The sequence below is a fragment of the Oribacterium sinus genome (assembly GCF_014202695.1).
GTDB classification, from domain to species: domain Bacteria; phylum Bacillota; class Clostridia; order Lachnospirales; family Lachnospiraceae; genus Oribacterium; species Oribacterium sinus.
This window is the reverse complement of the sequence record NZ_JACHHH010000009.1, coordinates 20,603-36,275: the sequence shown is the minus strand read 5'-3', so window position 1 is coordinate 36,275 and position 15,673 is coordinate 20,603. Positions and strand designations below refer to the sequence as shown.

Genomic DNA, 15,673 nt, shown 5'->3' with positions numbered 1-15,673 from the left:
ACAAATTATGAAAATCCTTATTGCTATAGATTCCTTCAAAGGCAGCCTCTCCTCCAAAGAAGCGGGCGAAGCCATAAAAAGCGGTATTTTACGGGTAATTCCTGATGCGGAGGTTTTGATTTCTCCTCTGGCAGACGGAGGGGAAGGCACAGTGGAAACGCTGGTGGAAGCCTTAGGAGGAAGCTTGGAAACAGTCAGAGTAAAGGGACCCTTATTTCAGGAAGTGGAAGCTCATTATGGTATTCTCTCAGACTCGCAATATTCTCCGAAAGATGGGAAGCTTGCTGTCATGGAAATGTCCCAAGCTTCCGGCATTACCTTAGTTGCTCCGGAGAAAAGAAGTCCGTTAAAGACTAGCAGCTACGGGGTGGGAGAAATGATTTTAGATGCCTACCACAAGGGTTGCAGACGCTTTTTAATCGGAATCGGCGGTTCTGCCACAAATGACGGTGGAATAGGAATGTTAAGCGCTTTAGGCTTTCGTTTTAGCAAAGAGAACGGAGAAGAAATCTGCCCTATCGGAGAAGGCCTGAAAGACTTGGCTAGAATAGATGCTACTTCTGTACCTGAGGGCTTATTACAATGTTCCTTCCAGATTGCCTGTGATGTGGAGAATCCTCTATACGGGGAAAATGGAGCAAGTCTTGTCTATGGATTCCAAAAGGGCGGAAACAAGGAACTGCTCTCTCAAATGGATCTTTGGATAAAGCGTTATAGCGAGCTTGTAAAAGAATATAACCCTGCCGCCAATCCGGAAACTCCGGGCTCCGGAGCCGCCGGAGGGTTGGGATTTGCCTTTCGCAGTTTTCTTCAAGGAGAATTAAAATCCGGAGTTTCCTTGATTTTGGAAGAAACCGGGCTTTCCGAGAAAATGCAGGGAGCTGATCTTGTGATCACCGGAGAAGGAAGGTTGGACGAACAATCCGCCATGGGAAAAGCCCCAATTGGTGTAGCAAAGCTGGCTAAAGAACAGGGAATTCCGGTGATAGCCTTTGCAGGAGCCGTTACAGAAGGAGCAAAAGCCTGCAACCAAGCCGGAATAGATGCCTACTTCCCCATACTTAGAGGAATCAGCACTTTGGAAGAAGCTATGGAAAAAGAAACTGCTCGTAGAAATTTAGAGGACACCGTTGAACAGGTGATAAGGCTCTACCATCTGCGGCATAAAAAGCAATAAAGAAAAGTGGCTGTAAAAATCAAAATAAAGAAATTTTCGGCAATATAGGTCTGAATACGGGGTAGTCTGAGCCCGTCGGTACTTGCGAAAAACAAGTGAAACGAAGTTTTTCGCTTAGTATCCGATACGTGGCGAAGCTAGCGAGAGCGTGCCCCAAGTTCAGACCTATATTGCTTAGAAAATTATTTTGATTTTACAGCCACTTTTTATTCATAATCGGTGTCTAGGCGAAGACGATCACATCCTGTTCTGAATCATCTTTTAGGGAGCTCTTTCCAGTTTAAAAAAGAGAACTGCGAACAGAGCAATACTTAGGCTAGCTTTTCAGCAGGATTGCTTTGGAATACGGGGCAATCTGAGCCCACGGGTTCTTAGCTTTTGTCTTATAAAAGCTTAGAACCCCTGTGAGGCGAGGTTAGCGGGAGCGTGCCCCCGATTCCAAAGCTATCCTGCGAAAAGCGCTTAAAGTCAGCTGACTATTCACAGTTCTCTATTTAAACTATTTCTTCTTCGGTACGGAATGTACAGCCTCTCCGAATACATCCTCCAAAGCCTCTCCCACACCTTCATTGTAGGTTGGGTGAGCTCTCATAGCCTTCAGCAGCTGTTCAACGGTGAATCCATTTGCCACAGCATTGCCAAACTCTCCAATCATATCCGTTGCTCTTGCGCACATCATCTGCACACCTACAACCGCATGACTCTTGCTGTCGGACAGAATCTTGATAAATCCACGCTCTTCCTTGGAAATCATGGATTTTCCGTTTCCGCTCATCATGAACTTGCCAACATTGATTTCTAAGCCCTGCTCCTTGGCGATGGCCTCGGTAATTCCAACGGAGGCTATTTCCGGTGAGGTGTAAACGCAGCCCGGTACCACATTTAAGTCAATGCTTCTTTTGTGTCCTGCCAGCTCCTCCAAAAGGCATATGCCCTGTGCGGAAGCAAGGTGGGCAAGCTGTAAGCCCTTAATCAGGTCTCCGATGGCATAAACATTGTCCATGGAGGTCTTAAAGTGCTCGTCTACCACTACTCGGCCTCTCTCCATTTCCAGTTCAACCCCTTCTCCGAAGAGTCCCTGGGTATTGGGCACACGGCCCACTGCACAAAGCACATACTGAGATGTTACTTTTACCGGCTCATCCTTCTCGGTATAGAAGCAGGAAACGCCCTCTGCTTCCTTTTCCACCTTCTCTACCTTAACGGAGGTATGGATATCGATGCCTCTCTTCTTTAAAATCAGCTTCAAATTCTGAGAAATATCCTTATCCATGTTGGCCAGAATACTGGGCAGAGCCTCCAGAATGGTAACCTTGGTTCCTAAGGAGGCGAAAATGGAAGCAAACTCCACACCGATTACTCCTCCGCCAATGATGCTTAAGCTCTTGGGTACTTCCTGTAATTGGAAGAGCTCATCACTGGTTAATACTCCTTCACTATCCAGTCCCGGAATCGGTACTAAGGCAGGCTTGGATCCAACAGCCAAAATCACATGCTTCGCCTGATAATTTCCTGCTCCTTCTCCACCGCTTACGGTAACGGAACCGTCTTTCTCTAAAGTTCCCAGCCCCTTCAGGTAATCGATGCCGTTGGACTTAAAGAGCTGCTCCACTCCGCCTACCAGCTTATCGATAATGTCCTGCTTATATTCCAAAATCTTGCCGTAGTCATAGGAAATATTCTCGGCAAAAATACCGTACTCCTTTGCATTTTGCATTTCTCTGTAAAGCTCAGTGGCATGAACCATGGCCTTTGTAGGAATACAGCCTCTGTTTAAGCAGGTTCCTCCCACTCTGTCCTTCTCTACCACAGCTGTCTTAAAGCCCAGCTTTGCGGACTTTAATGCCGCTACATATCCGCCTGGACCGGCTCCTATGATAATCACATCATAATTCATATCTTTTATTCTCCCTACTATTCAATGTTTTCGCTTTTTTAGCAAGGAGAGCTGTTACATAAAGACTTTTCCTAAGAAGAGAGGGGACATTCGCTACCCCAAGGAAGCTTTATTCCCCCTCTCCTTGATCTTTATATAACAGCTCTCTGAAAATCTACTTTATTTTACTTCCACTCATAACGAAGTACCGGCTCTCTTGCTGCCTTTACTTCATCCAATCTTCCTACCGGAGTAGTTACAGGAGCATCATGAAGCGCCTGTGGATTGGTCTGAGCTTCCTCATAAAGCTTTCTGAAAACAGCTACAGCATCATCCAAAGTTTCCTTGGACTCTGTCTCTGTAGGCTCAATCATCAAAGCTTCATGAACGATAAGCGGGAAGTACATTGTAGGCGGATGCATTCCGTTATCCAACAGAGCTTTGGCAACGTCCATTGCAGAAACCCCTGTCTTTTGCTTAAGATCCTCTAAGCTCATAACGAACTCATGCATACAAATCTGATCATAAGCCATGGTATAGAGATCCTTCAGCTTATTCATCATGTAGTTGGCATTCAGCACCGCATTCTTACTAGCCTGTGGAATTCCTTCTTTTCCTAAGGTCTTGATATAGGTTAATGCCCTAACCACTACCAGGAAGTTTCCGTAGAAGGCCTTCATGTCTCCAATAGACTTTGGAGCCTTCACAAACTTCTTCACTGCATCTCCGTCAACCAGATATCCGGGCATGAAATCAGCAAGAAGCTTCTTACATCCAACAACTCCACTTCCGGGGCCTCCGCCGCCGTGAGGTGTGGAGAAGGTCTTATGAAGATTCAAGTGAATAACGTCAAATCCCATGTCTCCGGGACGAACAACGCCCATGATAGCGTTTAAGTTAGCACCGTCATAATAGTTTAATCCGCCGCAATCATGGATTAACTTGGTAATCTCTAAGATATTTTCATCGAAAATACCTACGGTATTGGGGTTGGTCAGCATCAAGCCGGCAACATCATCCCCTAAAACTGCCTTGAATTTCTCCATATCTACACAGCCGTGCTCATTGGAAGGAATGGTTACTACCTTATAATCCGCCATGGTTGCAGTAGCAGGGTTAGTTCCGTGAGCAGCGTCAGGAATAATAATCTTATTTCTCTTAAAATCCCCTCTGCTCTCATGGTAAGCCTTAATCAGCATGATTCCGGTGAACTCACCGTGAGCACCTGCTGCAGGCTGAACCGTTAAACGATCCATACCGGTTACTTCACAAAGAAGGGTTTCAATCTCCTGGATTACGGAAAGGCAACCCTGTACGGTATGCTCCGGCTGCAAGGGATGAACCTCTGCAAAACCGGGTAAAGATGCCATATCATCATTAATCTTCGGATTGTACTTCATGGTGCAGGAACCTAAAGGATAGAAGCCGTCGTTTACACCTCTACACTTTTTAGCAAGCTCTGTGTAATGTCTGCTGATTTCTGTCTCTGACAGCTCCGGCAAATGTAATTCAGCCTTTCTTTGATCCTTTGCAGGAACATCTACCACTTCCACATCACAGGGAGGGAACAAACTGCAATGTCTGCCGGATTTGCTTTTCTCGAAAATAAGCATTACTTCACCTCCTTTAAGATTTCTACTACACGGTCCATGGAAGCCTTATCATTAACTTCCGTACAGCACCATAGAATTCTCTTATCATCCAGAGGATATCCGCCAAGGATACCTTCCTTCTCTAAAGCATCCAATGCCTTCTTAGAGGACAGGTCGGACTCTGTTACGAATTCATTGAAGAAATCCGCCTTATACTGTGGCTTAAAGCCGATCTTTTCTAATTCCTTGGCCAAATAATGAGCCTTGGAGGTAGAAAGACTTGCCGCTTCTTTTAAGCCTTCCTTACCTACTGCTGCAAGGTAAACGCCAACAGCTAAAGCACAAAGTGCCTGGTTGGAACATACATTACTGGAAGCCTTTTCTCTACGGATATGCTGCTCTCTGGCCTGCAGAGTCAATACATAACCGGTTCTTCCCTGATGATCCTCTGTAGCTCCTACGATTCTTCCGGGAAGATTTCTCTTCATCGCATCAGTGGATGCCATGAATCCAAGGTAAGGTCCTCCGAAAGCAATGGGAAGTCCTAAAGGCTGTCCGTCACCGACCGCAACATCCGCTCCATACTCCCTGGGAGTCTTAAGAACACCAAGAGAAATGGGATTTACGCTCATAGCAAACTTTGCCCCTACCTCATGAGCAATCTCTCCAATCTTCTCTGCATCTTCCAGATTGCCGTAGAAATTCGGATGCTGGATGAAAACTACAGCAGATTCCGCATCTGCCTTAGCCTTCAAAGCCTCCACGTCTGTCACACCGTCCTTCTCCGGAATAATCTCTACCTGCATACCATTACCATGACAATAGGTCTTGATGGTTGAAATCGTGTCCGGATGCATCAGAGCGGAAATCAAAGCCTTGCTTCTCTTTCTCTCTCTGCACATTGCTACTGCCTCAGCCGCAGCCTCAGCCCCGTCATAAACGGAAGCATTGGATACGTCCATGCCGGTCAAGTCGCAGATCATGGTCTGATATTCAAAAATAGATTGTAAAATACCTTGGCTGGTCTCTGCCTGATACGGGGTATATGCCGTCAAGAAATTCTCTTTACCAATCACGCTCTTTACGATAGAGGGAATAAAATGACGATATGCTCCGGCACCTCTGAAGATAACCGGGAACACTACGTTTTTGTTTGCCAATGCAGACATATCTCTACGTACTTCCAACTCGGATAAACCGGCAGGAATAGAAAGCTCGCCTTTTAATTTTACTTCCTGTGGAATGTCTCTAAACAGATCATCAAAGGAAGAAAAACCGCTTTCCTGCAGCATCGCCTTCTGCTCCGCGTCGGTATTGGGAATGTATTTTCCCATAAGTCCACCACCTTTCTTTCGGATAGTTTCTTCTCTTTAGAGGATAGAACTCCTTTTTCTCCATTCTATCCTCTTCGTCGGAAGAATCTTCATGCTATCTCTTTACAGTGTCTTTAAGAACTCCTCATACTCTTCTGCGGAAAGAAGCTCTTCCTTCTCTGTAACATCCTTTACCTTTACGAACCAAGCCTCATAGGGAGAGCTGTTGATGCTTTCGGGAGCATCCAAAACAGCCTCATTGATTGCACTAACCACACCGGTTAATGGAGACAATACATCGGAAACAGCCTTTACAGACTCTACGTCAGAGAAAGCCTCTCCCTTAGTTACACTGTCCCCTTCTTCAGGAAGATTTACAAAAACCAAATCTCCTAACTCGGACTGGGCATAGTCTGTGATTCCTACCACGAACTCTCCGCCTTCTTCCTTTACCCACTCGTGATCCTTGGAATAAAGTAATCCCTTCTGAACTGCCATCTTTTTTTCCTCCTTAAAATAAGTAGTGTTGATTAAACCGTTTTCTTTATAAAATAGATCTTCCCGGAAGAAAATCTGATTTTAAAAATTTGCCTTTCTTCGAGTATTGCGCCTAAATCCTGCAATCTCTCTCTTGAAAAATGTTTTGCTTTTATTTCTCTCTCTTGTAGAAGGGAAGCGCTACCACTTCTACATCCACCTTACGTCCCCGAACGTCTACCTGAAGCTGAGTACCGACCTCTGCATACTTGGGATCGATTAATGCCATTCCTACCGGATAGTTTAAGAATGGGCAGTGGGTTCCGGAGGTGGTGTGACCAATCACCTGATCTCCCGCCAAAACGTCCTGATGCTCGCGGATAATGCCTCTGCCGGTAACCTTCAGGCCGACTCTCTTAATCTTCGGCTCTCCTTTAGCTTCAATAGCAGCCTTTCCGATAAAATCAGGCTTATCCATCTTTACCGCAAACTTTAATCCGGTCTCAAGGGGAGTGATTTCATCGTCCATCTCATGACCGTAGAGAGGCATAGCCGCTTCCATACGAAGGGTATCTCTGGCACCAAGTCCGCAGGGAATCAGTCCCTCTTCTTTTCCTGCTGCCAAAAGCTTATCCCACATTTCCTCCGCCTTGTTGCTGTCCAGATACAGCTCTACACCGTCTTCTCCGGTATAACCGGTCTTGGAAACAATACAGGGAATACCGTCAACCGTAGCATTAAATACGGCATGGTAATATTTCTGAGGAATATTTTCTTCGGAGGTCAGCTTTCTGATAATATCCATAGCCTTAGGGCCTTGAAGGGCAATCTGGGCATAATCATCGGATACATTGGTGAATTCCACATCCCCGAACTTATGCTGTACCATCCAGTTAAAGTCCTTCTCACGGTTGGCAGCATTTACAACGATAAAGTAGTCGTTGTCTCCTTTCTTGTAAACGATTAAATCGTCTACCACACCGCCGTTTTCATTACACATCAGGCTGTATCTTGCCTGTCCGTCCACCATGTTCTCAAAATTGTTGGTTAAAATCTTCTGAAGATTTGCCAATGCATCCTTTCCTTTGCAAAGTACCTCACCCATGTGGGACACGTCGAAAAGTCCGGCTTCGGTTCGAACAGCCATATGTTCCTTGATGACTCCACTCTGCTCATACTGAACAGGGAGAAGAAATCCGGCGAAAGGAACAATCTTTCCGCCTGCCTTCACATGCGCTTCATACAACGGTGTCTTTAATTCCATAAACTGCCTCCTTTGTTTTATGGTGATTTTATCATCATGCTTTTTCCCCATCCCCTGACCCCTAACATCAGAATATTCGGGCAAAAAGTAATTACTCTATAACTCATTATAAAAAAATTTTTTTCTTTTTCAATGTGTAAAAAAATAAAAATATATGTGTTTTCTCCGGTTCAACCGGCCTGCTTGTCCGTCAAAGCCCTTTAGGCCAGCATATCCGCAATCTCAGACACGGAAATCCGATAAAGCTTTCCCTCCAAGCCTCTTTCCGTAAGCCCCTTTAAAAGGGAATCCCGGTCAAAAGCCAATCCTACAAAAGCTTTACTGATTTCCTCAGGATCCAGGGTACTGAAAAAATCTCCGCTAATAGAAGCTTCCTGTATTTTGCCCTTTTGAATCTCTAAGGAAAAATGCATCTTCCCCCCCGGGAAGCGTCCAATCTTTTCCATATTGAACTTCGGATTCTTTCCGTACAGACTGTCCCAGTTTTGAAAATGAGTCTTGGCCAGTTCCTTAACTCTCAGAATTTCTTCCTTGGAAAGCTCCAGGCGATTGGCTTTATTCTCTTCTCCCAAAATGGCGGAAACCATCAGTTCCTTAAAGTCCTCCGGGGAAATCTTCTCCTTCAAATGGTCGGAGATGTTACAAACTCTCTCCCGCACCGACTGGATACTTTTGGAAATAATCTTGTACTCATCCACCCTGGTGGAATTCACCATCTTCTCGATATCCGTGGAAAAAAGCAGAGATCCGTGGTGGACAATGCTTTCTCCAAGATGATACTGGGCATTGCCGGAAAACTTTCGTCCTTCGATACAAAGGTCGTTTCTTCCGTTAAATTCCGCTTTCACGGAAAGCTTCGCCAAGGCATCCAGTACCGGGCTTAGGTATTTTTTAAACTCTATCCCCTCTTCCTTATAGCGGTCGATAAAGGTAAACTGCCAGCCTCCCAAATCCGTGTAAATGGTGCCTCCCCCGCTCATCCGCCGTACCAGATTCATCTTCTGCTCTCTGGCGTAAGGGAGATTTACCTCCTCCGCAAGGTTTTGGTATTTTCCCAGCATCAGGGTAGGGGTGGTTCTCCAGAAAAGGAAAACCGTATCTTCCAATTTCTTTTCTTCGGCTAAGTAATATTCCAGGCCGAAGTTCTCATAAACGTCTGTGGACTCTAAATCAATATAAACCATGTACATCCTCCAAAGCTTCCCAAGCTCTGTAGGAGCTTCTGGCTAAGGGTGCGGAGGCTACGTGGTGAAAGCCCTTTAAAAGAGCATTCTTCTTATAGCGGGCAAAGTCCTCCGGTGTGGCATATCTGACCAAGGGGTAATGCTCCCTAGTGGGTTGCAGATATTGTCCAATGGTTAAGATATCACAGCCGGTTTCCAGCACATCATCCATCAGCCTGTCAATCTGCTCTTCCGTCTCTCCAAGCCCTACCATGAATCCTGTCTTTACCCGGATATCCGGAGAATGCTGCTTGCAGTAACGGAGCACTCCTAAGGATCTTTCATAAGCCGCCTGGGGACGAACCGCCTTCTGCAATTCCTTTACCGTCTCCACATTGTGGTTCAGAACCTCCGGCTTGGCCTCCAGAACAATGTCTAAGGACTCCGTCCTTCCCTTCATATCGGAAATCAGGGTTTCAATAGTGGTGCCGGGACAAAGCTCCCGAATCGCCCGAATGGTCTTGGCAAACTGTAAGGCTCCTCCGTCCTCCAAATCATCTCTGGTGGAGCAGGTCAAAACCACATGCTTCAGATGCAGCTGCTTTGCCGCCTTGGCCACATTCATAGGCTCTTCTTCGTCCACCGCCTCCGGTCTTCCGCAGGTCACATTGCAAAAGCGACAATTTCTGGTGCAAACGCTTCCCAAAATCATAAAGGTTGCCGTGTGCTTCCGATAACACTCTCCCATATTGGGACAGTTGGCTTCCTTACAAACGGTATTCAAGCGAAGATCCTTCATCAGAGCTGCCACCTCTTCGGTAGCCTCCTGATTGTATCGAACCTTCAGCCAGTCCGGCTTCTTCCCTAAAGAAGGAGGGGCGGCCTGTAAATCCTCCGCTTTCTCCAATGTCTTCTCCATATCTCGCTCCCTATCTCACTCCCTATCCTGTCCTTAAGCTGTTTTTCAATCACTGCCTTCAGAACGTCTTTTTCATCCATCCTTAGCACTAGTTTCTATAATCATTACTTTTGAAGGCCTCTATAATCATTACTTTTGGCGGTCTCTAAACTCCTCGCCTTAAGCTGTCTCTTCGATTAAAGCGACCTTCTCCAATACCCCTACCGTATCGCCTTCTTCGCAGCACTGCTCTACCAGGGTGCCCTCGAAGCCGGATTCCACTTGGGTAACCACCTTGTCCGTTTCAATCTCAAAAATCGGTTCCCCCTTCTTTACCGGGTCTCCCACTTCCTTCAACCAGGCGCAAACCACTGCCTCCTGCATCTCCGGTCTTAACTTCGGAATCACAATTTCTTTCTTCATCTTCTACTCCTTCTATAATGCAAGCCCTATTAAGGCTTCTCTGACTTCCTTACTGTCCTGTGGCTTAAGACGTTCCGTCAAATCGGAAAACTTTTCTTCAAAAAGCTCTAAAGAAAATGGCTGTCCCTGGAAAAGTGCTCTGACTTCCTCTTCTGAAAAATAAGGGGACTGTATCGTAAAATCTTCGATTCTTCCCTTCCGGACCTGATAACTGATCCGTATCTTTTCTCCTTGGAAAATACCTTCCTTTTCAAAAGAGAAATGAGGCGTTTTTCCATAGGTCCATTCCCAGGAATGGTATTTTTCCCGGCAAATCCTCTCTACCTCCGCCTTTTCCGCCTCTGTAAGAGCTAAGGCTTCCGGTTTAGCTCCCATGGATGCCATTAAGGCTTCCATAAAGCTTTCTATGGGAGGAACCTCCGCAAAGGGACATCCTTCCTTTCCTAAGCCTTCCCAGGATTCACTGATATTACAAACCTTGCAGATTGCCGAGGGAGAAGCCTTCGACTGAATGTGAACACTTTTATTCTTGGTGGTAATCTCATCCAAAAGACTTAAGTCCGATGTATAAAGTAGAGTCCCATGGTGTAAAACCCGTTCTCCGGTGGCCTTTTGGGCACTGCCGGAAATCTTCTTTCCCCCTATGGCAATATCGGAGCATCTGTTCTTCTCCGCCTTAATCCCAAGCCTTCGTAAAGCATCGATTACCGGAAGGAGAAAATCGTCATACTCTAAAATCTTGTTTCTTTTCTTCATTAGGCTGTAATTCACATTGCCTAAATCATGATACACCGTACCTCCGCCGCTGCTTCTGCGAACAACCGGAATCCCTCTTTCCTTTAACCGGCATAAGCTTACTTCCTGGCTGATGTTTTGATAACAGCCTACGATAACTGCCGGAGTATTCCGCCAAAGAAGAAAAATATCCTGCTCCGTTCTATTCTGAAAAAGATATTCTTCCAAGGCCTGATTATAAAAGGGGTCCAAGGAGGGATTTATAATTCCAATCATAGGCTCAGCTCTTTCTATCCCGAAAATTCTTTCTATTTTTTCGGAAAAACAGTGAGATTTTTCCTCTACAATATTCATTATAAACATTATTTATAAAATGTCGATATAATAGCGCTAGAATTTATAAATAATAACAGTATTTAAGAGGAAAACTTGTCTATTTTTACTATATTTTCCTCTTAAATACTGTTTTATACTTTTATTTTTGTTTAATTATTAACAAATTCGGCTTTTTACAAAAGAAAGCAAAGCTTCTCTATCATTTTCCGAAGGATTCAGCATCACATAATCCAAAGCCTGATGCAAAAGTTCTCCCATAGCCGGCCCGGCTTGCACTCCTATAGACAGTAAATCTTTTCCCTTAATTGCCAGATTGGAAAGGGTATAACAATCCCTCTCCTCCTGAATCTTTTGAAGCCATGAAAGTCGAAGCTGCACCTGCTCCGCCATAGCCTTTCCCGGGGTATTGGAAACATTTTCCAAAAGGAGCGCCTTGGTATCATAAAAGTCCTGAATCAGTTCAAGTCCGTACCGAAAAAGCCGTTTCCGAAGGGCATAGGGAGAATCCGCCTCTTCCAAAGAAAAGAGCTCCACAAAGGCGGAAGCCTGATCAATACATTCCCGATCCAGCTTCAGCTCTTCCAAAATCTCCTTGGCGTACTCCGGCAGGTGCCTTAGCAGAAGCCCCAAGCGCAGGTACTTCTTATCCTTGGCATCTCCTAAAAGAGAAGGAATACCCCGCTTCTCGATTTCCGAAAAATGCCGTGTCACAAAGTCGGAAAGGCCGGTAGAAAAAAGCAGCTTCACCCGCTCCGGGTGACGGCTGCATAAAAGCTTCACCAACTCCACTGCGATGCGTTCCTTGGAAACCTTCCCGAGATTTTCCCGAAGAGCCAGCATGGCCTGAAGACAGTCCGCTTCTATCTGAAAATCCAGCTGGGCGGAAAAACGAATTCCTCGCATCATACGAAGGGCGTCCTCCGTAAAGCGTTCCTCTGCCCTTCCCACGGTGCGAACCCTTTTATTTTCAAGGTCTTCCTGTCCATGATAGCAGTCTATGATGCCCCGATCCATGTGGTAGGCCATGGCATTGATGGTGAAATCCCTTCTGGCCAGATCCTCTTCCAGACTTCCGGTAAAGGACACCGCCTTGGGATGACGCCCATCCTCGTAAATGCCGTCTACCCGGTAGGTGGTTACCTCAAAGGCTCTGTCTCCCTCTCCGGCTTCCTGCGCACTAAGCAGAACCGTCACGGTGCCATGCTCGATTCCCGTATCAATGGTACGCAAAAAAAGGGATTTTACGACCTCCGGCCTAGCAGAAGTCGTAATATCCCAATCTTCAGGTTCTCGTCCCAAAAGGGCGTCCCGAACACATCCTCCGACAGCATAGGCTTCGTACCCTGCCTGCTCAATCTGCCGAATAATGTGTTCTACTCCTTTGGGAACGGTGATTTGTATTGCTTTCGGATCTTTCATCCATTTTCCTTTTTTAACATGTTTCTTTTCGTAAAGCTTGTGCACAAGGAAATTTCCGTAAGACCTATTCCCTGCGCTGTTTCTTAGTAAGCTCTTCCCCAGTAAACCATCTTTGTAGCAGGCTTTCCGCATACTACGCAGGTATCGGCAATCTTTTCCTGTTTTGCAGGAATGCAACGGGAGGTAATACCGGAATACTCCTTAAGCTTCTCCTCGCACTCTCTGCAACCGCACCACATAGCACGAACAAATCCGGGCTTCTTATCCAGGGAAGCTACCAATTCATCCAAACTCTTGGCATCGGTGGTTCTTTCCTTCTGGAAAGTTAAAGCTCTATTATACATATCCTTCTGAATCTGCTCCAAAAGCTTCTTGCTTTCTTCCACAAGATTCTCAAAGGATACCACAATCTTCTCTCTGGTGTCTCTTCTTACCAGTACCACCTGTCCCGCTTCGATATCCTTCGGTCCGATTTCCAGACGAAGAGGAATTCCTCTTACTTCACTGTCCGCAAACTTAAATCCGGGAGTCTTGTCGGAATCATCCACCTTCACCCGAAGTCCTGCATCCATCAAGGTATTCATCAAATCAAAGGCCTTGTCCAGTACCCCTTCCTTATTCTGCTGGATAGGAATGATATTTACCTGTACAGGAGCAATACGAGGAGGAAGAACCAATCCGGAATCATCCCCGTGAACCATGATTAAAGCACCGATGGTTCTTGTGGTAATACCCCAGGAGGTCTGGTGTACCGGCTCAACGGTATTGTTCTTGCTTAAATACTGCACCTGGAATGCCTTGGCAAAACCGTCTCCGAAGTTGTGGGAGGTAGCACACTGTAAGGCCTGTCCGTCATGCATCAAAGCCTCTACCGTATAGGTAGCAATTGCACCGGCAAACTTCTCCTTATCGGTCTTACGGCCCTTTACTACAGGAATCGCCAATTCATTTTCCAAAACATCCGCATAGATGTCCAGCATTAAAAGGGTTCTCTCTTCCGCTTCCTCTGCTGTAGCGTGAACGGTATGTCCCTCCTGCCATAAGAACTCTCTGGTTCTTAAGAAAGGTCTGGTGGTCTTCTCCCAACGAACTACGGAGCACCACTGGTTCAGAAGCTGAGGAAGGTCACGATAGGACTTTACCACCTTGGAATAATAGTCACAGAAAAGTACCTCGGAGGTAGGACGAACACAAAGTCTTTCCTCCAGTCTCTTGGAACCGCCGGAGGTAACCCATGCTACTTCCGGGGCAAAGCCTTCCACATGCTCGCTCTCTTTTTCTAATAAGGACTGGGGGATTAACAGCGGCATAGAACAGTTTTGTACACCTGTAGCTTTAAAACGGGAATCCAGAGCCGCCATAATATTCTCCCAGATAGCATAGCCTGCAGGTCGAATAACCATGAAGCCCTTTACAGAAGAATAATCTGTAAGCTCCGCTTTCTTTACTACGTCCGTATACCACTGCGCAAAGTCTTCCTCACGGGAAGTAATTTGCTCTACTAATTTCTTGTCTGCCATAACTGTTTCCCCCTTTTTGGATATTGTTAAAAAACTATCCTTTGATTTTACATGATGAATTTTGGATTTGCAATCTTTATTCCCTATAAAATATTTTGAATATAGGTATACTCTATAAAGTTAAATGTCTGAAAATTCATGCCATATTGCTTCCCTATTATTCTGTAACTCTGATATAAGTTGCACTAATCCATAGCAATAATTATCATATTCAGGCTTTATAAATTTTATTCCTTCATCACACTCCGAAAATTTAAAGTTAGACTTATAGTGACTTATTAATTTTTTAACCTCTATAGTATCCTTCTGTTCCGTTTTATCTGCTGCATAAAGATAAAGATATTTACACCCTATTTTTTTAGTTATATCTATAACAGTTGGAACAATAACTTCCCAAAAAATACCAAATCCTAAAGGGATTGTAACATCTTTCGGCAAATAATATTTTTCATTCTTACATAAATGTCTCAGCTCTATAGCTGATATGCAATTTTGAACATTGATTGTACTCTCTGATTGTCCAATTTCCTTAGACTCCTGTTTCCTCTCCAATCTCCGGCTTGCTATATTAAACAAGCGATCACATTCCTCTAAATCATACATACCTAAGCCAGCTTCATACATATTATCTAGAGATTTTTCATCTTTAGCTTTTTTCGCTTCAATCACAGTCTCAACAAATTCTTGTTTCTCTTCAGAAAGCCTTTCCTCTAAGTTATCACCAACGAGTAATCCACATTTTATGGAAAAAAACAAGGCAACTGTTCCGGATTCATCTTTTACAAGATATACTCTTGTTTCTCCTTCCAAATCATCCGCCCATGCCTTGTCCGCATCTCTTATATAATTTTCAAGTGTATTATTATTTTTTTTAGAAGTAAATTCACTAACCAAGCCTCTATTATTCGGATTACTTGTTAAAACTTCGTATGTGAACTTTTGATAAAAAGATCGTATTTCTTTAGCGTTAATGCTAATCCCTCCTTAAGCAATGGTTGTACTTCTATTCATTAGTTCTTTTGTTGCATCTACCTTCATAGCATCCAATAATAGCTTTACGTTACCATCTTCTCCCGACTCCAAACCTTGTCTTGCTTTTTTCCACGAAAACTCGCCATGAGACAAACTACTTAACTTCCAAGATGGTAACGATCCGTATCTTTCCAAAATAAACTGCAATAAATCTTTGGTTTCCTCTGAAACCTCATCAAACTTTTGAGAAAAAGCATCTTGTTTATATGCCGTTCTTACCTCTTTTAAAACCGGACCATATTTCCATCCATAGAATACGCCATCAAATAAAGCCCTATTATGGCGTATAAGGGATTCTCGTTGCGCAAAATACATTAGCTTATGCATCTTCATTTCATCCATTGCTTTTGCATTATTTTTATAGTACATGTCATATAAAGCCTTTGCTACACACATTGTATTTTCCATACACATCCCTCCTTTGCTTGATTGATATTCACGGAAGTAT

The 15,673-nt window shown here is 44.7% G+C and carries 14 protein-coding genes; 1 reads left to right on the top strand and 13 read right to left on the bottom strand.

Annotation, left to right across the window (positions count from 1 at the left end; all coding sequences use genetic code 11):
• Positions 1 to 7: 7 nt before the first annotated feature.
• On the top strand, positions 8 to 1,177 hold the full coding sequence (locus HNQ46_RS08775; protein ID WP_183684361.1) for a glycerate kinase: 1,170 nt from the start codon (positions 8 to 10) through the stop codon (positions 1,175 to 1,177).
• A 499-nt stretch (positions 1,178 to 1,676) separates the two neighbouring features.
• On the opposite strand, the gene lpdA is transcribed toward HNQ46_RS08775, so the two are convergent.
• From lpdA to HNQ46_RS08710, 13 genes are all read right to left on the bottom strand, one after another.
• Positions 1,677 to 3,074 (bottom strand): dihydrolipoyl dehydrogenase, encoded by a 1,398-nt coding sequence (gene lpdA, locus HNQ46_RS08770; RefSeq protein ID WP_183684360.1) that lies wholly within the window; start codon positions 3,072 to 3,074, stop codon positions 1,677 to 1,679.
• Between the two features lie 164 nt (positions 3,075 to 3,238).
• The gene (gene gcvPB / locus HNQ46_RS08765) at positions 3,239 to 4,666 is read right to left on the bottom strand and encodes an aminomethyl-transferring glycine dehydrogenase subunit GcvPB (RefSeq protein ID WP_183684359.1); all 1,428 of its coding nucleotides are present in this window, start codon (positions 4,664 to 4,666) and stop codon (positions 3,239 to 3,241) included.
• Positions 4,666 to 5,979, bottom strand: coding sequence for an aminomethyl-transferring glycine dehydrogenase subunit GcvPA (gene gcvPA / locus HNQ46_RS08760; protein ID WP_183684358.1), 1,314 nt, complete (start codon positions 5,977 to 5,979; stop codon positions 4,666 to 4,668). Before gcvPA ends, gcvPB begins: the two co-directional genes overlap by 1 nt.
• A gap of 102 nt (positions 5,980 to 6,081) precedes the next feature.
• Positions 6,082 to 6,456: a glycine cleavage system protein GcvH gene (gene gcvH, locus HNQ46_RS08755; RefSeq protein WP_183684357.1), complete on the bottom strand. Its 375-nt coding sequence runs from the start codon at positions 6,454 to 6,456 to the stop codon at positions 6,082 to 6,084.
• Positions 6,457 to 6,607: 151 nt separating this feature from the next.
• Positions 6,608 to 7,699 carry a glycine cleavage system aminomethyltransferase GcvT gene (gene gcvT, locus HNQ46_RS08750; protein ID WP_183684356.1) on the bottom strand — a complete coding sequence of 364 codons (1,092 nt, stop codon included), beginning with the start codon at positions 7,697 to 7,699 and terminating at the stop codon, positions 6,608 to 6,610.
• Between the two features lie 200 nt (positions 7,700 to 7,899).
• A complete protein-coding gene (locus tag HNQ46_RS08745) occupies positions 7,900 to 8,883 on the bottom strand; it encodes a lipoate--protein ligase (RefSeq protein WP_183684355.1) in 984 nt (327 codons plus the stop codon).
• A complete protein-coding gene (lipA, locus tag HNQ46_RS08740; RefSeq protein WP_183684354.1) occupies positions 8,870 to 9,781 on the bottom strand; it encodes a lipoyl synthase in 912 nt (303 codons plus the stop codon). Before lipA ends, HNQ46_RS08745 begins: the two co-directional genes overlap by 14 nt.
• 159 nt (positions 9,782 to 9,940) lie before the next feature.
• On the bottom strand, positions 9,941 to 10,183 hold the full coding sequence (locus HNQ46_RS08735; protein WP_007158101.1) for a biotin/lipoyl-containing protein: 243 nt from the start codon (positions 10,181 to 10,183) through the stop codon (positions 9,941 to 9,943).
• Between the two features lie 12 nt (positions 10,184 to 10,195).
• Entirely contained in the window at positions 10,196 to 11,194 is a 999-nt protein-coding gene (locus HNQ46_RS08730) for a lipoate--protein ligase (RefSeq protein WP_243155892.1), read from the bottom strand.
• A 216-nt stretch (positions 11,195 to 11,410) separates the two neighbouring features.
• Positions 11,411 to 12,673, bottom strand: coding sequence for a CCA tRNA nucleotidyltransferase (locus HNQ46_RS08725; RefSeq protein WP_183684352.1), 1,263 nt, complete (start codon positions 12,671 to 12,673; stop codon positions 11,411 to 11,413).
• A gap of 83 nt (positions 12,674 to 12,756) precedes the next feature.
• Positions 12,757 to 14,193 (bottom strand): proline--tRNA ligase, encoded by a 1,437-nt coding sequence (gene proS / locus HNQ46_RS08720; RefSeq protein WP_007158105.1) that lies wholly within the window; start codon positions 14,191 to 14,193, stop codon positions 12,757 to 12,759.
• Positions 14,194 to 14,313: 120 nt separating this feature from the next.
• Positions 14,314 to 15,087, bottom strand: coding sequence for a hypothetical protein (locus HNQ46_RS08715; protein WP_183684351.1), 774 nt, complete (start codon positions 15,085 to 15,087; stop codon positions 14,314 to 14,316).
• 90 nt (positions 15,088 to 15,177) lie between these two features.
• The gene (locus tag HNQ46_RS08710) at positions 15,178 to 15,633 is read right to left on the bottom strand and encodes a Panacea domain-containing protein (RefSeq protein WP_183684350.1); all 456 of its coding nucleotides are present in this window, start codon (positions 15,631 to 15,633) and stop codon (positions 15,178 to 15,180) included.
• Positions 15,634 to 15,673 lie beyond the last annotated feature (40 nt).